Origin of the sequence: Flavobacterium geliluteum (assembly GCF_017948595.1) — a bacterium.
GTDB classification, from domain to species: domain Bacteria; phylum Bacteroidota; class Bacteroidia; order Flavobacteriales; family Flavobacteriaceae; genus Flavobacterium; species Flavobacterium flavipigmentatum.
Map to the genome: position 1 here is coordinate 150,453 of NZ_JAGFBV010000001.1, position 19,863 is coordinate 170,315.

17 protein-coding genes are annotated in these 19,863 nt (G+C 32.8%); 8 read left to right on the forward strand and 9 right to left on the reverse strand.

Annotation, left to right across the window (positions count from 1 at the left end; translation table 11 throughout):
* Window positions 1-220 precede the first annotated feature (220 nt).
* Both J3495_RS00600 and J3495_RS00605 read left to right on the forward strand, forming a co-directional pair.
* Window positions 221-1,546: a DUF4270 family protein gene (locus tag J3495_RS00600; RefSeq protein WP_236025364.1), complete on the forward strand. Its 1,326-nt coding sequence runs from the start codon at window positions 221-223 to the stop codon at window positions 1,544-1,546.
* Complete coding sequence (locus tag J3495_RS00605; protein WP_210664623.1) at window positions 1,547-2,782, forward strand: aromatic hydrocarbon degradation protein; 1,236 nt, start codon at window positions 1,547-1,549, stop codon at window positions 2,780-2,782.
* A 4-nt stretch (window positions 2,783-2,786) separates the two neighbouring features.
* Here J3495_RS00605 and murI read toward each other — a convergent pair whose 3' ends face one another.
* The 8 genes from murI to J3495_RS00645 all read right to left on the reverse strand — a co-directional run bounded on the left by murI (window position 2,787) and on the right by J3495_RS00645 (window position 11,338).
* On the reverse strand, window positions 2,787-3,563 hold the full coding sequence (murI, locus tag J3495_RS00610) for a glutamate racemase (protein WP_210664624.1): 777 nt from the start codon (window positions 3,561-3,563) through the stop codon (window positions 2,787-2,789).
* Window positions 3,564-3,887: 324 nt separating this feature from the next.
* Window positions 3,888-4,391 (reverse strand): OmpH family outer membrane protein, encoded by a 504-nt coding sequence (locus tag J3495_RS00615; RefSeq protein ID WP_210664799.1) that lies wholly within the window; start codon window positions 4,389-4,391, stop codon window positions 3,888-3,890.
* 15 nt (window positions 4,392-4,406) lie between these two features.
* The gene (locus J3495_RS00620; RefSeq protein ID WP_210664625.1) at window positions 4,407-5,399 is read right to left on the reverse strand and encodes an OmpH family outer membrane protein; all 993 of its coding nucleotides are present in this window, start codon (window positions 5,397-5,399) and stop codon (window positions 4,407-4,409) included.
* A gap of 39 nt (window positions 5,400-5,438) precedes the next feature.
* Complete coding sequence (gene bamA, locus J3495_RS00625; RefSeq protein WP_210664626.1) at window positions 5,439-8,165, reverse strand: outer membrane protein assembly factor BamA; 2,727 nt, start codon at window positions 8,163-8,165, stop codon at window positions 5,439-5,441.
* Window positions 8,098-8,838 carry an isoprenyl transferase gene (locus J3495_RS00630; protein ID WP_210664627.1) on the reverse strand — a complete coding sequence of 247 codons (741 nt, stop codon included), beginning with the start codon at window positions 8,836-8,838 and terminating at the stop codon, window positions 8,098-8,100. Before J3495_RS00630 ends, bamA begins: the two co-directional genes overlap by 68 nt.
* Before the next feature lie 3 nt (window positions 8,839-8,841).
* Entirely contained in the window at window positions 8,842-9,525 is a 684-nt protein-coding gene (gene porG / locus J3495_RS00635; protein ID WP_210664628.1) for a type IX secretion system protein PorG, read from the reverse strand.
* 174 nt (window positions 9,526-9,699) lie between these two features.
* A complete protein-coding gene (locus J3495_RS00640; protein ID WP_210664629.1) occupies window positions 9,700-10,587 on the reverse strand; it encodes an NAD kinase in 888 nt (295 codons plus the stop codon).
* A gap of 91 nt (window positions 10,588-10,678) precedes the next feature.
* Window positions 10,679-11,338 carry a CBS domain-containing protein gene (locus tag J3495_RS00645; RefSeq protein WP_210664630.1) on the reverse strand — a complete coding sequence of 220 codons (660 nt, stop codon included), beginning with the start codon at window positions 11,336-11,338 and terminating at the stop codon, window positions 10,679-10,681.
* A gap of 116 nt (window positions 11,339-11,454) precedes the next feature.
* Between J3495_RS00645 and J3495_RS00650 the strand changes: the two genes are divergently transcribed.
* From J3495_RS00650 to J3495_RS00660, 3 genes are all read left to right on the forward strand, one after another.
* Window positions 11,455-12,168 (forward strand): pyridoxine 5'-phosphate synthase, encoded by a 714-nt coding sequence (locus tag J3495_RS00650; protein ID WP_210664631.1) that lies wholly within the window; start codon window positions 11,455-11,457, stop codon window positions 12,166-12,168.
* 100 nt (window positions 12,169-12,268) lie between these two features.
* Window positions 12,269-14,521, forward strand: a complete 2,253-nt coding sequence (locus J3495_RS00655; protein ID WP_236025365.1) for a TonB-dependent receptor plug domain-containing protein — start codon at window positions 12,269-12,271, stop codon at window positions 14,519-14,521.
* A gap of 2 nt (window positions 14,522-14,523) precedes the next feature.
* The gene (locus J3495_RS00660; protein WP_210664633.1) at window positions 14,524-15,375 is read left to right on the forward strand and encodes a DUF4249 domain-containing protein; all 852 of its coding nucleotides are present in this window, start codon (window positions 14,524-14,526) and stop codon (window positions 15,373-15,375) included.
* A 48-nt stretch (window positions 15,376-15,423) separates the two neighbouring features.
* Here J3495_RS00660 and J3495_RS00665 read toward each other — a convergent pair whose 3' ends face one another.
* Complete coding sequence (locus J3495_RS00665; protein WP_210664634.1) at window positions 15,424-16,752, reverse strand: hypothetical protein; 1,329 nt, start codon at window positions 16,750-16,752, stop codon at window positions 15,424-15,426.
* Window positions 16,753-16,944: 192 nt separating this feature from the next.
* Here J3495_RS00665 and J3495_RS00670 point away from each other — a divergent pair, with 192 nt between their 5' ends.
* The 3 genes from J3495_RS00670 (at window position 16,945) to J3495_RS00680 (ending at window position 19,638) form a co-directional block, all read left to right on the forward strand.
* Window positions 16,945-17,709 (forward strand): alpha/beta fold hydrolase, encoded by a 765-nt coding sequence (locus J3495_RS00670; protein ID WP_210664635.1) that lies wholly within the window; start codon window positions 16,945-16,947, stop codon window positions 17,707-17,709.
* Window positions 17,710-17,852: 143 nt separating this feature from the next.
* A complete protein-coding gene (locus J3495_RS00675) occupies window positions 17,853-18,194 on the forward strand; it encodes a phage holin family protein (RefSeq protein ID WP_210664636.1) in 342 nt (113 codons plus the stop codon).
* Between the two features lie 121 nt (window positions 18,195-18,315).
* Window positions 18,316-19,638 carry a trigger factor gene (locus J3495_RS00680; protein WP_210664637.1) on the forward strand — a complete coding sequence of 441 codons (1,323 nt, stop codon included), beginning with the start codon at window positions 18,316-18,318 and terminating at the stop codon, window positions 19,636-19,638.
* Window positions 19,639-19,863 lie beyond the last annotated feature (225 nt).

A 19,863-nucleotide genomic window follows, 5' to 3' on the forward strand; every position in this document is an offset into this window, starting at 1 on the left:
TGTTTCAAAAGTAGTGGGGTTGTCTTCTTTAAAAAAAGAAGATATATGTATGACGCTATTTGATAGACAGAATGGCTCTTTTTGGCGTTGAGTCTATTATTTGGTCCCAAAGCCTCGTTGTAGATGAGTTTTGTCTGTTAATAGTCAAAATAGGCGTAGCTGTATATGTTATAGTGTTGCCCGAAATTGTGCCTTTTATATTTGTTTAAAAAAGGAGATTATGCACAAGTTTTTATGGATGTTGTTTTTTGCATTTACAATAGTGTCATGTGGCACAGATACTGATGCTGGAGAGTTTGTTGTGGGATCTGATTATTTGGCGATTAATAACAAAGTGGTTTTAATAGATACCATGACGGTTGAGATGTCTACCATTAATTTTGATTCGCTGGTTACATCAAATCAAAGCCGAATTCTCGTTGGAAATTATGATGACCCTATTTTCGGAAAGGTAAAGTCATTGAGTTATTTTCAGTTGTCGACAGATACTTATAATTTGAATATTGGAAGCGGTTCTGATACGGAGGCTACCAATTATGTTTTAGATTCTATTTCGATGATTCTCAGATACGATAATTATTATTACGGAGATACAACCAAAGTGCAAACTTTTGATATTCATCGATTGACTCAAAAAGTAAAACCCAATATAGATGATGATCAATTCTATAATAATTCGACGCTCACTTATGATACTGAAAGTTTAGGAACAATTTCGTATAAACCACGCCCAACAGAAAAAGATTCTATCAATATAAAAATGAATCGTGATTTTGGTGAAGCACTTTTTCAAAAATTCAAAAAAAGAGAAATAACCGATTTTGATAGTTTTGCAGAATACCTCAAAGGGCTTGTTATCGTGCCTGCTACGGCAAATTCTTCGAGTGTTATAGGTTTTAATCTAACCAGTAGACTCAGAATGTATTATTCTAAATATCAGAGTGGCGCAGAAGAATCATTGATCAAAGATTTTGAGATTTTGGTTCCGGCGAGACAATTCAACTCTATCTCCTTAGATAAAACGGGAACTTTAATACAGAATTTACCGGTTTCCAGTAGTAAATTATCGAGTATTCTTACGAGCAATCAGGGATTTATTCAGTCGGGTAGTGGAGTAGCTTGTCGAATTGATTTTCCAAACATCAAACAACTTAAGCAAATTGCTGAAAACGGTGCTATTGTTGATGCCGAATTAATTTTGAAACCTGTTAATAACTCATATTCAGATCAATATCCGCTATCAGATTCTTTGCGGGTTTACACCGCTGATAATTTAAATAGAATTGGAGGTAATTTACTTAATTCTGCGGGTAAATCAGTTTTTGGAGTATTAAACAAAAAGACGGATGAGTTTAATGAAAATGTAAAGTATTCTATAAGTATTGGAAGCTTTCTACAAAAAGAAATGCTAAAAAAGTCAGATTCCAGAGCTTCACTTATTCTAACATTGCCAACGATATCAAAAGGCGTAAATCGACTTGTTTTGGGTGATCAGAAACATCTTAATAACAAAATTCAATTGAAAATTTATTACATCTCTTATTAAATGAAAAATAAAATAGCATTCGTGAGTGGTCTCATTTTGATGTTTACAAACTCATTTTCACAAAGTATTTCAAGTTCACCTTATTCATTATACGGTGTGGGGGGGTTATACGATGCTGATTATGGCTCAATTCCCGCCATTGGATCTTCCGGAATCGCTTTGCCTTCTGATGTTTCTTTAAATAATTTAAATCCTGCATCTCTGGCCTATTTGCCGCTCAATCATTTTATGTTTGATGTTGGAGGAAAAGCAATTGCTACCACATACGAAAGCGGTTCTAGGAGCGAAAAACGTAATAATTTTCAGTTTTCTCATATTGCATTTGCATTTCCAGTTACCAAAAACTCTGGCTTTAGTGCGGCTTTGCGGCCTTATTCGAGTTCAGCATTTAAAATTTCAAATTTAAAATTGCCCATACAAAATAGTGAGGAATTTTACTATCTGACTGCTGCAGGTTCCGGCGGATTGAACAATTTTGATTTTTCGTATGGATATCGTTTAAATAAAAAATTAGCGGTTGGTTTATCAGCTTCATTACTTTTTGGAAATACAACTGATGACAGAAGTTATCTAATATCCAATTCGATAACAACCATTAGTAAGGAAACAAATTATAACGGTTTAAGGGCTACTATTGGTTCTCAGTACAAAATTGATTCGACCTTTACGATTGCCTCTACTTTTAAGTTGCCTGCCCGAATTAATGCGTCAAAAGTGCAAGATGTGCAAACAATTGCAAATGAAGTGGAGACCGTTATAGAATCTGACTTGGTTTCTGATACCGACAATTATTATCTGCCCTTAGAAATAGGAGTGGGTATTAGTAAAAGGTTCAAAAATAATTTGAATCTAACTTTCGATTATGAAAAAAGCTTGTGGAATGATACCAGACAATCTGAATTATATGGTAATTTTGTAAATCAAGACCGGTTTGCTTTAGGATTGAGTTATAAATCTAAGAAAAATGTCAGAAGCTATTGGGACAGAATTCGATATGGAACAGGTGTAAGTTTTGATACGGGTTACCTCGAAGTTGATGGGAAAAGAGTTAACAATGCAGCGATTTCTTTTGGAATAACTTTACCAATAGAAAACACATATTCGGCCTTGAATATTTCGTATTCTTACGGACAAAAAGGAGCGGTTTCGGATAATCTGATCAAAGAAAATTATCATAAACTATCTCTTAATTTATCTTTAGACGGAATTTGGTTCGTCAAGCGAAAAATAGAATAATCGTTTAAAAATCTTTTTCCGTTACCTGATACTTGTGGTCTAAAATAGCGCTTAAAACAGTAGGATTTGAATTCGTGTAAAAAACGGGTTCATTTTTTGCTTTAGCAGAAAAACCAACTTTTTCGCGCAAAAGAGTTTGAGTCTGGCGTGCTACTGCTTCTCCTGAATCTATTATTTGAATATGTTCTGGTAGTATTTTTTTTATCTGCGGAATCAAATACGGATAGTGACTGCAGCCCAAAACCAGATAATCAATATTAGCATCAATCATGGGTTGCAAATACGATTCTAGTAATTGAGTCATCTCTGGCGAGTACAGATTCCCGTCTTCTATTAGCTGAACCAAACCGTGACCTACCTGTTCGATAATTTTGGTTTCCTGAAACATTTCGGCAGTTTTGTTAAACAACTCACTGTTTAGTGTTCCTTTAGTGGCTAAAATTCCAATTACTTGTGTTTTAGATTTAGTTGCTGCTGGTTTTATGGCTGGCTCAATACCTACAAACGGAATGTCATAATCGGCACGAAGTTCTCTAATCGCATTTGTGGTAGCAGTATTGCACGCCACCACAATTAATTTGCAATTCATACCGATTAGAAAATCAACATTTTTTTTGCTGAGTGCAACAATTTCCTTTTTGGTTTTTTGACCGTAGGGTGCATTTTTGCTATCGGCTAAATAAATTGTTTTTTCGTTAGGAAGTAACTCATGTATGGCGCTCCAGATCGAAGTTCCGCCTATCCCGGAATCAAAAACGCCTATAGGATTGTTGTTTGTCATAGAACAAATTTACATCTTTTTAAGAATCTACAGTTATTGTAATCATTGATTATTTTATAAAATATCCTAATTTTTCTATTGCAATATTTTGATTTTTTTAAAAGGAAAATATAATGTGTAAAATATTTGTTTTGACTATTTTATATTCGTTCAAAGACTGTACTTAGAAAAAATAAACAAAACATGATTTAATTAAATACCTAATGCTGTTTGCATTCGTTTAAAACGATTTTTTTAGCATAGTAAATAATCAAATTATAGAAATAAAAAATGGCTCAAAACTATATCAGTATTGAGCCATTTTTAGTATTTAAGAAGCTTTTATTAAAATCCTAAATCTTTTTTTACATCAGCAGTAAGGTTTGGACCATCAGCTAATAAAAGAGAAGAACCGTCTACTACGTATTGGAAACCTTTTGCTTTTCCAACTTTTTGAATAGAAGCTCTAACTTTTTCCATTAAAGGTTTTACGATATCATTTTCTTTTTGTTGTAATTCTTTTTGAGCATTGTCTCTGTAATCAACAATTCTTTTTTGCATGTCTTGCACTTCTTTAGAACGCTCTCCATTTACAGCTTCAGTTACAGTTGCAGCTTCAGCTTCGTATTTTTTAATTTTTACTTGGTATTCTTCCACCATTTTTTTGTATTCTGCATCGTATGTACCGCTTAATTTTTGTAATTGGTTTTGAGCATCTAGCATTGCAGGCATTTTCGACATGATCTCGCTTACATCAACATGGGCTATTTTAGCCTGAGCATTCATTGTATTGTTTGCAGATAAAATAAGTACTGCAGCAATTAGTAAAGTTTTGATTTGTTTCATCATCATTTAAAATATTAATTAATTATTGGTCGTATTAGGTTTTTGTGTTTCGGCCTCTTTTGCTTTTTTGGCCGCTTCTCTTTCTTCTATTATTTTCTTTTTACGTTCTTCCAGTTCTTTTTTACGCTGCTCATAAAGTCTTTGTCTTTCTTCGGCTTTGTTTACTACTGGTTCCGTATTTGTTGTTTTTGCATCTGGATTTGCGATCGCATCCGTTTTTGTTGTTTCTGGTTTAGTTGTTTCAGAAACCGTGCCATTTTTCTTCGCTTCTCTTTCTGCTGCTATTGCATTTCTTCTGTCTTCGTATTCTTTCTTCTTCGCTTCTTGTTCCAGTTTGCGATCCAGAATCAATTTTTCTCTTGCGGCTCTTTTTTGATCTAGTGCTTTTTGTCTGTCTGCCATTGCTGGATTTTCATCCAACTCATTCTCCAGATTTTCTTTTTTCTCCTGCTCTTTCAATTCTTTTTTCGAAAGTTGCTCTCTTTTCTCAGTTCGGTTTAAAGAACGAATTACCTGATCACTAATGTCGAATCTTTTATTGCTAAAAAGCATTGTAAGATCTGATGACTTATCAAAAATAAAATCATAATTTTTGGCCTCTGCAATATCTTGCACAGCTGTAAAAACCTGATCTTGTATTGGTTTTGATAGCGCTGCTTTTTGTCTCATTAAATTCCCATCAGCTCCAAATTGTTTTTGCTGATAGTCTAACATCTCTGTTTCCAGAAATTTAATTTCTGTTTCTTTTTCTTCAATAAGCTCTTTTGTCAATAAAGCTCTTTCAGCTTTTAAATTTTCTTTCAGCTTATTGATGTCAATCTTTTTGGATTCTACATCTTGTTTCCACTTTTGGGCTTTTAGCTCCAATTGTGCTTTTGCTTCTTTGTAATCAGAAACATTTTCCAAGATATATTCCATATCGATGTAGCCGATTCTAGTCGTTCTTGTTTGAGCCTGACTTGTATTTGCTACAATCAAGGCTAAAAATATAAATAAAAACTGTCTTATCATAACATTACTTTATTTGATGATTTTTAACCAAATATATTATTAGAATTGTTGCCCAATAATAAAGTGTGTTTCCCAACCATTAGCTTTATTCGTTACAGATCCTGGAAGGGCGTCAAAACCATATCCGAAATCAATTCCTAATAAACCAAATGCCGGCATAAATACACGTAAACCTGCCCCTGCTGAACGATTCAAATCAAACGGATTGTAAGATTTAAAATCTGGGTACGATGATCCTGCTTCTACAAATGTCAATGCATAGATGGATGCAGAAGGTTTTAATGTAATCGGATAACGTAATTCCATAGAGAACTTGTTATAAATTGTTGCTCCAATTTGCTCACCATTAGTATTGATAGGTGTTAACGAGTTGTTAGGGTATCCTCTCAACTGAATAGTTTCTCTACCATCCATTGAAAAGTTTGCCATTCCATCTCCACCCAAATAAAAACGTTCAAAAGGTACAACACCACGTTCTTGATTGTATGCTCCTAAGAAACCAAATTCGGTTAATGTTCTTAAAACTAATTTTCCATACACTTTAGTATACCAATCAGCTTTAAATTTTACTTTATAATATTCTAACCAGTTATATTTCTTCTGATCGACCTTTGCAGGATCTGCTGCAGCTTCTTGAAAAGTACTTACTTTGTTCCCATTAGTGTCAATATAATCGCCAGAATTTACAACTACACCATTATTATCTTCATAAGAACTGGTTGCTTTTGCTTTGTATTCTTGTTTGTCTCCCAAACTTCCGTAATCAACACCATTTAATAATGAATAAGGAGGTGTTAGTTTTGCCGAAATACTAAATTCTGAACCATAAGTCGGGAAAATCGGGTTTATACCTTTATTACTTCTTGATAATCCAATAGTATAAGCTAAGTTTCTGGAAGCTCCATTTCCAAAAGTAAACAATCCTGTGTTGTAATTATTTAAATCATAGTGCTGGTAACTGATTGATTGAGAAAGGACAAAGAAATCATCCGGCACTGTAAGTCTTTTAGCAAGACCAACTTGTATAGTGAAAATATTAAAACTTTTACTTTTGTCTACATCTCTTGTAACAAAATTATTTAGAAACTGTTTACTGTATGAGATAGAAGAACTAAACTGTACTGGTTTTTTTCCTCCAAACCATGGCTCTGAAAACGACACACTATAGGTCTGGAAATAAGTGCTTCCTTGTAAACGTAAAGATACTTTTTGTCCATCTCCCATTGGTAATGGTTTGTAAGCTTCTTTGTCAAATAATTTTCTCGCAGAGAAGTTATTAAAAGATAAACCTAATGTACCAATGAATCCGCCACCACCGTAACCACCTTGCAGCTCAACTTGGCTGGAACCTTTTTCTACCAATTGATATTCAATATCAACTGTTCCAGCAGATGCATCTACATTTCTAAATTCTGGTTTAATAGATTCAGGATCAAAGAAACCTAACTGGCCAATCTCACGAATAGTTCGTACTAATTGCTCTTTGCTGTATTTCTCTCCTGGTTTGGTTCGTAATTCACGGTAAATAACATGATCGTTTGTTTTGTCATTTCCTGTAACATATATTTTATTGAAATAAGCTATAGGGCCTTCTGTAACTCTAATTTCAAAATCGATGGTATCATTTTCGGTTTTTACCTCTACAGAGTTGATTTTTGAAAATAAATAACCATTGTTTTGGTATAAATTGGTAATGTCATCTGCATCAGGTTTTGTGTTGTCTGCAATTCTTTTTTGAAGCAAAACACCATTATAAACCTCGCCTTTTTTTATACCTAAATAACGTTGTAATAATTGGTCAGGATAAACAGTATTTCCTAAGAATTTAATGTTTCCAAAGTAGTATTTATTACCTTCTTCTACTTTGATTTTTATGGCAAGCATGTTTTTATCTTTCAAATAAGATACAGAATCGTAAATAATACGAGCGTCTCTATATCCTTTTTCTTTGTAAGTGTCGATTACTTTTTCTAAATCTGCTTTGTATTTTTCAGGAATCATTTTTGAAGCTTTCAAAACACGGAAAACATTTTTCTGTTTCGTGTCTTTCATTGCACCTCGCAATTTATTATCGCTAAGTTGGGTATTTCCTTCAAAATCAATGCTTTTTATTTTTACTTTAGAGCCTTTGTCAATGCGTACGAGCATGTTTACCTGGTTTCCAGAAGTAGTATCAGGAGTAGTGGTTATGACAACTTTGGTGTTGTAAAAACCATCTTTTTTATATTTATTTTCAATGTAGTTTTTTGTCGTAGTAATCAGGTTTTCGTTTACAATCCTATTTTTGGTCAAATTATTGTCCTTAATAAGACCTTCAATTTTACTTTTCTTAACCCCAACCATTTTTACTTCATTCAACTTTGGAAGCTCAACAATGTTTAGGTCAAGATAAATACTATCATTCTCAATTTTATTTACATAAAAAGAGATTTCATCAAAGAGACCAAGTTTGCCTAATTTCTTGATGGCTCCGCTGATTTCTTCTCCGGGAACTGCAATTTCTTGTCCTTTTTGAAGTCCGGAAAACGTGACAACAGTTTGTTCATTGAAGCTTATTTTACCAACAACAGAAACTTTTGCAAGAATGTATTTTTTCCCTTGATCGAAAGGAAGTCTATCTTGTGCTTTTATTTGTGAAAAACTACCCAAAAGAGCTAGGGTAAGGACTATTTGTATTCTTTTTTGTAACACTAAAAAATTATTTAATTTGTTCACTGGTTTTTCCAAATCTACGTTCTCTTTTTTGATAACTAATAATAGCCTCATATAAATCTTGATCTTTAAAGTCTGGCCACAAGACATTAGTAAAATATAATTCTGCATAGGCAATCTGCCACAACAAAAAGTTACTTATTCTATGTTCTCCACTTGTTCGTATTAATAAATCTACGTCGGGTAAATTTTGCGTGTAAAGATGCTCATTTATAATTGAATCGTCAATACTGTCTATTGAAATTATATTATTTTTAACTTTATCACTGATGATTCTCACTGCATTTGCCAATTCTTCTCGTGATCCGTAACTTAAAGCCAGTGTTAAGGTAAGTCTTGTGTTGTGTTTTGTTTTCTCGATAACATCCAACAGCTCTTTTTGTGCATTTTTTGGCAATTTATCAATATTTCCAATGGCATTGAGTCTTATATTGTTTTCTATCAAAGTTGGGAGCTCTTTTTTTAATGAATTGATCAAAATCTTCATTAAAGCTTCGACTTCCAATTTTGGCCGATTCCAGTTTTCTGTCGAAAAAGCGTAGAGTGTTAAGAACTCAATACCCAATTTGGCACAAGTAGTAATTGTTTTTTTTACAGACTTTGTTCCGTTTTCATGGCCAAACGCCCTCAAAAAGCCTTGTTGTTTTGCCCATCGCCCGTTGCCATCCATTATAATAGCAAGGTGTTTAGGTAAGTTTGTTTTATCTATTGATTCTATTAAATCCATTTTTTATTCTGCGCAGTAGCAAGGTTTTTCCCCAAAGGTGTAGGTTAAGGTAAGTCCTGAAAAGACATACCAATCATTATTATTTAAGTTTCCAAAACGATTACCTGCCATAAAATCATTCTTCGGGTTGCTTCCGTCTAAATTATCCGTAAAGGTATATCGGGCTCCGACTTCCAAACCTAAAACAAAATCACGATTAATATTTGATTTTATTCCTAAAGTTATCGGAATAGCAAGTGAAGTCGATTTTTGATCGATTTTTGTCTGTCCGCTTGTGATGTACAATTCATTATATCTAAAAACACTCAATCCTGAATATATATAAGGTGTAATTTTTGGTTTTTCATCGTGTAAATTAAAATCGAAGAAATTAAATTCCAGCCCGGCTGATAATTCTTTAATGTCATTATCAAATCGAAAACCTCTTCTATTTCTGCTCGTTTCTTTAGAATCTAAGTCATTGGCAGAAATTTTGGATTGCGTGTATGAAAAACGATAGGAGTGACGTGGACTCTTATTCCATTTATACAAAATACCAAAAGCTAATTTTTCCGGCGCGATATAAGTGGTGCTTCCCACATCACCAACGTAGTTACTTCCACCAAGAAACACACCGATCTCATTGATTTGAGCCTGAAGTGTGATAAAGGGGAAAAAACATAACAATAAATTAAAAATTTTCTTCATTTAATTCAAAATTGCGTGCAAATATAATAATTATCGATTCGAATCAAAGTTCCTTTGGTTAAATGTGCTTTTTTTTCAATTTATAATATGATTTTGAGGCATTTAATATTGATTCGATATATGCAGAACGAGAAAATAGGGTATTATCGTATAAGTGCTTAAATAGAAAAGAGGCTAATTTCTTTTGTCTTCTCCCCAAAGCAATTTGTTTCTTAGTGTTTTTAAGAAAGTTTCGCCCGGAATTTCGACCATTTTTATTTTAAAATTTGTTTTTTTGATAGTTAAAATAGATTCGTTTTTTATAGAAGCAATCCTTGAATCTAAAGAAACCAGATAATGATCTTCTCGTCCTGAAACACGAAGTTTTATTTCGGTATCATCCGGAATAACAAGTGGTCTTGCTGTTAAATTATGAGGCGCAATAGGGGTAATGACTAAGCTTTTTACTTCCGGAGTTAGTAATGGTCCGCCGCAGCTCAAAGAATATCCGGTAGAGCCAGTAGGTGTAGAGATAATTAGGCCATCTGCCCAATAGGAGTTTAAATATTCATTGTTCAGATAAGTTTCAACGGTAATCATCGATGTGGTATCTTTTCGGCTTACTGTAATCTCATTCATCGCAAAGTTGAGGCCTTCTTCGATAGCTTCGTTTTTGGGTTCACAAGTAAGGCTTAATAACGTTCTTTCAGAAGTTGTGTAATTTTTATCAACGACAAACTGCAAAAATATGTCAATGTTTTCTTTTTGTACTGTCGCCAAGAAACCGAGTCTTCCGGCATTAATTCCTAAAATAGGAACCCCGGAATTCCGTACCAGAGTAGCTGCTCTCAAAATAGTTCCGTCACCGCCAATACTAATCAGCATTTCGAAACTGTTATCTAACGAAGTGCTTGCTGAAAAAGTTTTGTATTCTTTTTGTACGAGGTCTTTTTCGTAAAGCATTTTTAGAAAGTTTTCTTCTATTACCATTTCGACATTATTAGTCTTAAAAAACAGAAAAATATCTTTGATAATGGGTTCGGTGCTGTTTTGATAATACTGTCCGTAAATAGCTACTTTCATCTGATGTTTAATCGATTTTTTTGTTTAATTGTGTAATCGGTAATCTTTTTTGCCAAAACGATTAAACAATTAACCGATTCAACAAATAACATTATATATTAAGGTATTTGTCTAGGTAATCTGAACGTTCTTTTAGACTGTTGATATAGGAATCTTCCTGATGTTCGGATATGATTTCGTAATTGTATCGCCTGTAAGTCTGAATAATTTCATTCATTGGTCCTAAGCCAATTTTTACAGTAATTTGTACTTTTTCTAAATCGGCTTCAGAAACAAAGCAACCTAAAATCTTGCCGTTATTACTTTCTACAATCTGTGTTATTTCGCTCATCGAATAGTCTAAAATTCCTTTTTGAACGATAATAATTCCGCCTTGCTCCTTTAAAAATGGGGTTTCATGAAAAAATTTCATAATATCTTCCATTTCATAATAGCCTATATAATTATTGTTTTCGTCAAGAACAGGAACAATATTGGTGTGGTTTTTTGCAAAAACTTCTAAAACATCCAGCCAAATCATCGAATTTCGGGCAAAAAAACGTTCAAGTGTATATTTGTAATCAATGGTTTTTTTGTCGGTATCAAAAGTCTCAATATCATCGGCGGCGATACTTCCAATAAAAATTCCGTTCTCCAAAACTGGAAAATGCGAAAAATTCACGTCGGTAAAAAAGTCCTGAATAACCTCTATTGTTTCCTGGCTGTCAATGGCTCTTAGATCGGTGGTAATATAATTGGTAATTTCTGTCATAAAGCGGTTGAAGATATTTCATGCAAAATAATCAAAAAATAGCAAAAACTGCTACGTTTTACTTTGTATTTTTGTGGTTACAAATATAATGTTACTAGAATTAATTATCTACTTATATGACAAAGTTAAGTGTAAATATCAATAAAATTGCAACTTTACGAAATGCTCGTGGCGGAAATGTGCCAGATTTATTAAAAGTTGCGATTGACATTCAGAATTTTGGAGGTCAGGGAATCACGATTCATCCACGTCCGGATGAGCGTCATATTCGCTATCAGGATGCGCGAGATTTAAAAGCGATCGTTCATACAGAATATAATATAGAAGGGAATCCACAGCATAATTTTATTGATTTGGTTTTAGAATGCAAGCCAACACAGGTGACATTGGTTCCTGATGCTATTGGAGCTATTACTTCTTCTGCGGGTTGGGATACTATAAAAAATCAATCCTATCTGACTGAGGTTATTCAGGAATTTCAACGAAACGGTATTAGAACGTCAATTTTTGTCGATCCGATTCAGAATATGATTGAAGGAGCTAAAAAAACAGGTACAGAAAGAATAGAATTGTACACAGAATCTTTTGCACACGAATATGCTTTAGGAAACAAAGCCGGAATTTATCCTTATGTAGCTGCAGCCCAATTGGCAAATGAGTTAGGTTTAGGAATCAACGCAGGTCATGACTTGAGCTTAGATAATATTCAGTTTTTTAAACAAAATATTCCGGGTTTATTGGAGGTTTCTATTGGTCATGCTCTTATTTCAGAGGCTCTTTATCTCGGTTTGGATAATGTAGTGAATATGTATTTAAATAAATTGAAGTAAAATTAAAACAATTATAACCTAATGTATTTGGGTTATAATTGTTTACTTTCGCACTTTTATTATTTAAATATAAGTGTCGAAGTCTATTATACTTTTTTTTTTGCTGTGCACTTCCAGTTTGTTTTCACAATCTAAGGCCAGTATTATTGGGAATGTACGTTCGAATGAAAACGAAAATCTGGTCGGAGTAAGTATTTCTTTCGATATCCATCATCAACATTATGCAGTCTCTACAGATACTTTAGGTAATTTTTCAACAAGCATTCCGTTTGGAGATACTAAAATGATAGTAAACTATTTAGATTATTATCAAAAGACCATTTATTTTAATTGTAAAAAAGATACCGTAATTTCAATTGTATTAGAAAATGATGTTTCAGTTTTAAAAGAAGTTGTTATTTCTAGCGATAAGAAGAAAGGAATAACAGCTTTATCTGGAGGCAAATTATCTTTCAATTTAAAAGACTTGACATCTGTGCCTACAGTGTTAGGGACAACCGATATTATCAAACTTTTGCAACTAACACCTGGTGTTCAAAATTCTGGTGACGCAAATGGTTATTTATATGTTAGAGGAGGAGATCCTGGACATAATGCCATACTTTATGATGGAACTCCGATCTATGGAATGTCGCATTTGTTAGGTTTTTTTCCTTTTTATAATGCGGATCATATTAATAAGGTAGAATTTGATAAATCGAGTTCAAATGCCAAGTATGGTGGTCGCTTAAGTTCTACAACCTTGCTGATTCCAAATAAAAAAATACCTTCAGAATTCATGATCCAAGGCAACTTGGGTATTTTAGCTTCTCAATTAACTTTGGCGGTGCCAATTTCTAAAAAAACAGGACTGTATCTTTCAGGAAGAAAAACGTATATCGATGAAATTGTTGCCCCCTTTTTGAATTCGGGGGCTAAAAACAATGATGTTCAGGATATGAAATATGGTTTTTCAGACGGAAATATATCTTTTATGTCGCAAATTTCTAAAAACAATTTACTCTCAATAGAATCGTTTGTAAGTGCTGACGTTTTAAAAATAAAAGATCCTAACCTCGCTCTAGATACTCAATTAAAGTGGAGTAATTTTACAATTTCTCCAGCTTTAGAGACTACTTTGTCGTCTAAAGCCACTATGTCGAATTCGTTTTATTTCAGTCAATATTCAAATGAATTAAGTATGGAACAGGCTACAATTCAGTTTGGAGTTGCTTCTTATGTTAAAGATTTTGGATTTAAAAATGCAATTCAATATTTAATTGCAGGAATGCCAGCTGAATCTGGATTGCAATATGTACATCATGATTTACAACCTCAAAAAATAAATGTTGAGAATTTAACCGATGTTAATAATACTTTTCAGAGTAGCAAAATTAAGGCTAATGAAGCGGCTGTTTTTTCAACTATTAAGCCAAAGTTAACGGATAATTTATCTGCAGAATTAGGATTGAGAATTAATTATTATACTTCAGGATCTAAAGATTCTTATTTGCACTTTCAGCCTCGTATCGTACTAAATTATGCGGCAAATGATGATTATTCTTTTTATGCATCTTACAATAAACAATATCAATATTTGAGTTTAATAACAACTTCGAGTGTAGGAATTCCAACTGATTTTTGGATTGCGAGTTCAAACGGAATAAAACCACAATCGTCTCATGAATTTTCCATTGGTTCTAGTCAGAATATTTCAAAAAGTTTAGTTTCTTCTTTGGGAGGTTTTTATCGTTCTATGAAAGATTTACTAGAATATCCCTATGGAATAACACAGTTTAACGAGACTACGACGCTAAAAAATGATTTACTTGTTGGAAAAGGAAAAGCATACGGTATCGAAATGATGCTTCGAAAAAGCAGTAAAAAATTTACAGGCTGGCTTAGTTATACTTTAAGTTGGTCTGATCGAAATTTTGAGGAACTCAATAATGGAAAGACTTATTTTGCTAAATACGACAGGCGTCATAATATTTCATTGGTTGGTATGTATGATTTTAACGCAAAATGGAATTTTGGTGTTACTCAAATATTTAGTTCTGGAAATCGTTTTACAATGCCCACTTCTTGGTATTTTGTTAATAATAATCCTGTCAAAGAATATTCAGAATATAATAATGCACAGATGCCAAATTATATCCGAACAGATCTTTCGGTCAATTACTTTTTTCTCAAAACAAATAAAAAAGAAAGTGCTTTAAATTTTTCGATTTACAATACTTTTAATATTGATAATCCGATTTATGTTGTTTTGAATATTCAGGTAAATGAGGATAAAAACAGTGTAATAGTAAAACAAGAAAAGAAGGTTTTGTACAGAATATTACCTTCGATAAGTTGGAGATTTAAATTTTAAAGATGAAAAAATATTTATTATTTCTTTTTGTTTTAGTAATAAGTTGTTCTAAAGATGATTTTAGTCAACAGTTAAGCCATGAATCAAAAATTGTGGTAGAAGGATGGATTGAGGAAGGCGATTTCGCTCAAGTCTTGTTGTCAAGTAGTATTCCTATTACGGATGTAGTTGATTCTACAAATGTTTTGGATCATGTTATTCGATCTGCAAAAATCACTATTTCTGACGGAGAAACTTCAGAAGTTTTGAGGGTCAAGAACGATAAAAACAGAGTGCCGCCGTTTGTTTATTTTGGTACAAGTTTAAAAGGCGAGGCAGGAAAAGAATATTCATTAAAAATAGAATATTTAAATCGAGTGATTCAAGCCATTACCACTATACCTAAAAGCGTCGAGCTTAAAAGTGCCGAGTATATTAAAAGAAATCCGACAGACACAACAGGTTATATTTTTGTAAAATTTGATGACCCGATGAACGAAAAAAACTATTATCAGATTGCCACAAAAATTGATGTTGAAGAGCCGATTTTTGTTCCTTCATTTTATGGTAATTTAGATGATAAAAACTTTCAGACAGCTTTTGTTTCCGCACAAATAAATAGAGGTATCTTGCTTTTTCCTAAAACTAAATTTACGCCCTATTTTGCAGATGGAGATTTGATTTTTGTAAAATTAAGGACCCAAAATAAAGATGCTCTAGATTTTTGGAACAGTTGGCAAAACGAAATTGTAAATAGTAGAAATCCGATTTATCCATCCAATACAAGTTTAAAGTCTAATATAAAAGGAGGTATTGGAATTTGGGCTGGTTATGGACAAAGCACTTTGAAAGTAACAACACCTCCAAAAAAATAAAGCCGATTTGAATTGTCAAATCGGCTTTACAGTTGTTTTTAAAAGTTTTTATTTTTCAAAAGCTTTTATGAAATCCTCAAATTTAGTTTCAAAGTTGCTGAATCCTTCTGAGAAATAAGCACTCATTTCTACTTCTGTGTTATCACTGAATTTTAAATATAAATTTTCGTCATAATATTGAATTAGAGTACCTCCGTTTTGGTTATAACTCCAATATCCACCATATGTAGAAGATGGATCTACTGTCCATATATCACTCATTAATTTATAAGAATATCCTTTTTCTGCTCTTTTAACTAAATCTGCTATTTTTGTGCCATCTTTTTTAGAAACTAAAATTAACTTAAAGTTTTTATTGAAATTAGCTACATTTCCTTGTGCAAGTTTAACTTGGTAAGCATTAATATCTGTAAAATAAGTTTTTGTTTGATAGTCAACTTTAGGTAAGCTTTTTTCTAATGCAGCTTCTTCACTTGCTTCAGTAGCTAAATCCATGTCTGCAACGATAACAAAATTGTCCATTAATTGGATCAATCCATTAGCCTTACCTCTGTATTGAACAAGTTCATCGTTGTCTATTAAACCATCAATGTTTGCAGTGCTTCCTGAATTAAAAGAAATTAAATTTTTTCCATTGAAAGTAAGAGAAGCTTTTGAAATGTTTTCTGTAGCTTTTGAACCACTCATTTCCCAGGTATAACCGTCGTTTAAGGTCATCTTGTATGTAAACTCATTCGGAACTTCTTTTCCGTTAGCGTATTTTGCAGTTTGTTTAAAAGTTGCAGCTTCTTTACTATCAATCGTCAAAACAGCATCAGCTGATGTTGGTAAAAAGAAATGATCATTTGTTTCAACATTTGTTTCCCAATTGTAGCTATCTTGAAGATCAACTTTTATGTCAGAAGAAACACTATTTGTTGAAAATGTAGCGTTATTTGAAGTTTGAGATTCTTTAGCAGGGAAAACAAATTTCAATTCTGTAGTTGAAGCTGTTTTGTCCCATTTTTGTCCTGCGTTATTCCACGTGTAAACACCATAAACACCTGATACATTGATGATGTCTTCAACTTCATTGTCATTTTTTCCGTTAAAAATATCAACAGAACTAATATCCAATAATGTGTTTAAATTTTCTATTGCTTCAATGGCACTAGAGCTTTTTGTTTTGTCTAATTGAACTAACATTTCATTAGCTTCTGCTTCTAATTTTACTTTTTGCTCAGCAGGAGTTAATTTTGAGTAAGGTTGTTTCATAATAGTAGCAATTTGTTCTGCTAAAGTTTCGTCAGTAGGAGTAGTTTCTGGACTGTCTTCACTTGAGCATGAAATTGCTAGTTGAGAAATAATTAATGAGAATAAAAATAATTTTTTAATCATGGGTTGGTTTTTAAATAAATGAATTTTTTGTTTCAAAACGCGAATGTACAATTTACAATTGTATTTTATTTACGGAAAACCATAATAATGTAGACTTTTTTTTAATAAAATCATTTGATGAAAATTATCGTACTTATATTCAAGGATAAGTTTTTTACCTTTGTGATAAGTTTAAAATAAATTAAAGTAATTATGCTCTACTCAAAAATAGAAGGCGAAGGAAAGCCATTTATAATCATGCATGGGTTTCTGGGAATGTCTGATAATTGGAAAACCCTTGCAGGACAATATGTTGAGGCAGGATTTCAGGTTCATTTGTTAGATTTACGCAATCATGGACGCAGTTTTCATTCGGATGAATGGTCGTATGAGGCGATGGTGCAGGATGTATTCGAGTATTGTCAGGCTCATCAACTAACAAAAATTGATATTCTTGGTCATTCTATGGGCGGTAAAGTGGCGATGCTTTTTGCAACGACACATTCAGATATTGTAGATAAATTGATTGTGGCTGATATTGGTCCGAGATTTTATAAACCACATCATCAGGATATTTTGGCGGGATTGAATGCTGTTGATTTTTCTGTACAACCTAGCCGCAATGATGTTGAAGCTATTTTGACTCAATATGTTCCTGATTTTGGAACGCGTCAGTTTTTGATGAAAAATTTATATTGGAAAGAACCTGGGCAATTGGCTTTTAGATTTAATTTGCCTGTTTTTAATAATAATTTAGAGGCTATCGGAAAAGCATTGGCAGAAGGTTTGGTATTCGAAAAAGAGACATTGTTTATCAGAGGCGGAGCATCAGGCTACATTGCGGATTCTGATTTTGATGCGATTCGTCAACATTTTCCAAAAGCAAAATTCGAAACGATTCCAAATGCGGGTCATTGGCTTCATGCCGAAAATCCTAAAATGTTTTTTGAATTGACAACGGAGTTTCTAAAAGAGTAAATTTCTCTCAACACAAATTAAAGCATTAGATTTTTTAGAAAATTCTGAATAGTATAGTTTTTTAATCTGCGGTAAAAAACAGAAATTGAATAGTTGGTACATCTAAAATTGCTTATATTTATTAAAAATTTAAAATAAAAAATATGAAATTATTGATTAGACTTGTTGTTACGGCGCTTTTGGTTTTGCTTATAGGTCATTTTTTGCCGGGTGTTCATGTCGTTAGTTTTACTACGGCGATCATTGTGGCAATTGTTTTAGGATTACTAAATCTTTTTATAAAACCAATATTAGTTATTTTGACTTTGCCGGTAACGGTCATTACTTTAGGTTTGTTTTTACTGGTGATTAATGCTATTATAATTTTGCTTTGTACACATATCGTAGGAGGATTTCATGTCGATACATTCCTGACGGCATTGATCTTTAGTGTGCTGTTGTCTGTACTTCAGTCGATTGCAAATGCAATTATCGGAGAAGATTAAGAATTTAAAAATAGAAAGCACCTTTTAAACGTCTTCAAATACAATAGGTTAAAAACTTGGTTGGGTTGCAAAAATTTTATAATTTTGCAACCCAATTTTATTATGTAAATTAAAGAAGAAGATGGATATTAAAAGAGTAGCAACAGACGCTGTGACTGAAACGATTGTAATGACAGTTGTTCACATGGATTATAAAGGTCAAGTAGCAAAAAGAATAAACGAAAAAATGCCTTTGGCTACTGTTAAAGGTTTTAGAAAAGGACAAGTGCCAAAAGATCTTGTTGAAAAACAATACGGAAAGGCCATTAAACAAGAAGAAGTTAAGAAAGTAGTTGATTTGGCTTTGGAGCGTTTTATTCAATCTGAAAGACTAAATCTTTTAGGAACTCCTCTTCCTAAAGAAAACGAAAACTTTGATTGGGATGCTGAAGAGCTAACTTTTGAGTACGAAATTGGTTTGGTTCCTAACTTCGAAATCAATTTGGAAGCAGAGAATAATATCGTAAAATATATCGTTACTGCTGATGATAAATTAATTGACGGACAGGTAGAGCGCATCCAAAAACAATTTGGAAAAGCAATTCCACAAGAAGTGGTAGCTGCAGATTCAGATTTGACAGGCACTTTCTCAAACGAAGAAAAAGGCATCAATAATACAACTACAATTTCAGTTTCAACTTTCAACAAAGCTGCCGGAGATCAATTTATAGGTAAAAAAGTTGGGGATGTAATTGCTGTAAGCACAAAAGGTTTATTTGAAGACGATCACCAATTAATGGATTACTTAAAAGTAGCTCATGATGATGTTCATGGTTTAGATGTTGAAGTAAACTTTACTATCGAGGCTATCAACGGAGCTGAATTGGCTGAATTGAACCAAGAGTTGTTTGATAAACTTTTTGGCGAAGGAAAAGTAGCTTCATTAGAAGATTTGAAAGCAAAAATTAAAGAAGATGCTGAAGCGCAATTTGCACAACAAGCAGATCAAAAATTATTGTTAGACGTTCAGGATTTTCTGATTGAAAGCACAAAATTTGATTTACCGGCAGAATTCCTTAAAAAATGGTTACAAACAGTTGGAGAGAAAAAACTTTCTGCTGAAGAAGCTGAAGTAGAATACGCAAGATCTGAAAAAGGATTGCGTTTTCAATTGATTGAAGGGAAAGCAATGGCTCAAAGCAATATCCAAATTACATTTGAAGATTTGAAAGCATTTACAACAAACGCAATCAAACAACAAATGGCTCAATTTGGTCAAACAAACCCAACTGACGAAGAAGTACAAGGAATCGTGGCTAGAGTTTTGTCTAACCAAGAAGAAGTAAAAAGACTTTCTGAGCAAGTTGTAGCTGAGAAATTGTTGGAAGTTTTTAAAGAAAAAGCAAACCCAACAACAAAAGAAGTTACTTACGAAGAATTTATTGCCGCTTCTTACGGAGAATAATTTTGAATAAAGGTCAGAAGAAAGTAGTAAAGTCAAAAAATACAGACGAAAACTTTAGTTGTTTTTATTTGAAATTTTAAGATTTTATTACAGATACTGAAAGATAAAAAATAGTTATATTTGAGCGTCAAGAGAAATTTTCCTTTGACGCTCATTTTTTTGTTTCAGGCTTTTATAGTTTTTGTTTTATTTGGAAAAGCAAAGCAACTTTAAAATTGAAACAAA

Bases quoted from the DNA above. Each gene is read 5' to 3' on its own strand.
- J3495_RS00600 (WP_236025364.1), top strand. From the start codon at position 221: ATGCACAAGTTTTTATGGATGTTGTTTTTTGCATTTACAATAGTGTCA.
- J3495_RS00605 (WP_210664623.1), top strand. From the start codon at position 1,547: ATGAAAAATAAAATAGCATTCGTGAGTGGTCTCATTTTGATGTTTACA.
- murI (WP_210664624.1), bottom strand. From the start codon at position 3,563: ATGACAAACAACAATCCTATAGGCGTTTTTGATTCCGGGATAGGCGGA.
- J3495_RS00615 (WP_210664799.1), bottom strand. From the start codon at position 4,391: ATGATGAAACAAATCAAAACTTTACTAATTGCTGCAGTACTTATTTTA.
- J3495_RS00620 (WP_210664625.1), bottom strand. From the start codon at position 5,399: ATGATAAGACAGTTTTTATTTATATTTTTAGCCTTGATTGTAGCAAAT.
- bamA (WP_210664626.1), bottom strand. From the start codon at position 8,165: ATGAGGCTATTATTAGTTATCAAAAAAGAGAACGTAGATTTGGAAAAA.
- J3495_RS00630 (WP_210664627.1), bottom strand. From the start codon at position 8,838: ATGGATTTAATAGAATCAATAGATAAAACAAACTTACCTAAACACCTT.
- porG (WP_210664628.1), bottom strand. From the start codon at position 9,525: ATGAAGAAAATTTTTAATTTATTGTTATGTTTTTTCCCCTTTATCACA.
- J3495_RS00640 (WP_210664629.1), bottom strand. From the start codon at position 10,587: ATGAAAGTAGCTATTTACGGACAGTATTATCAAAACAGCACCGAACCC.
- J3495_RS00645 (WP_210664630.1), bottom strand. From the start codon at position 11,338: ATGACAGAAATTACCAATTATATTACCACCGATCTAAGAGCCATTGAC.
- J3495_RS00650 (WP_210664631.1), top strand. From the start codon at position 11,455: ATGACAAAGTTAAGTGTAAATATCAATAAAATTGCAACTTTACGAAAT.
- J3495_RS00660 (WP_210664633.1), top strand. From the start codon at position 14,524: ATGAAAAAATATTTATTATTTCTTTTTGTTTTAGTAATAAGTTGTTCT.
- J3495_RS00665 (WP_210664634.1), bottom strand. From the start codon at position 16,752: ATGATTAAAAAATTATTTTTATTCTCATTAATTATTTCTCAACTAGCA.
- J3495_RS00670 (WP_210664635.1), top strand. From the start codon at position 16,945: ATGCTCTACTCAAAAATAGAAGGCGAAGGAAAGCCATTTATAATCATG.
- J3495_RS00675 (WP_210664636.1), top strand. From the start codon at position 17,853: ATGAAATTATTGATTAGACTTGTTGTTACGGCGCTTTTGGTTTTGCTT.
- J3495_RS00680 (WP_210664637.1), top strand. From the start codon at position 18,316: ATGGATATTAAAAGAGTAGCAACAGACGCTGTGACTGAAACGATTGTA.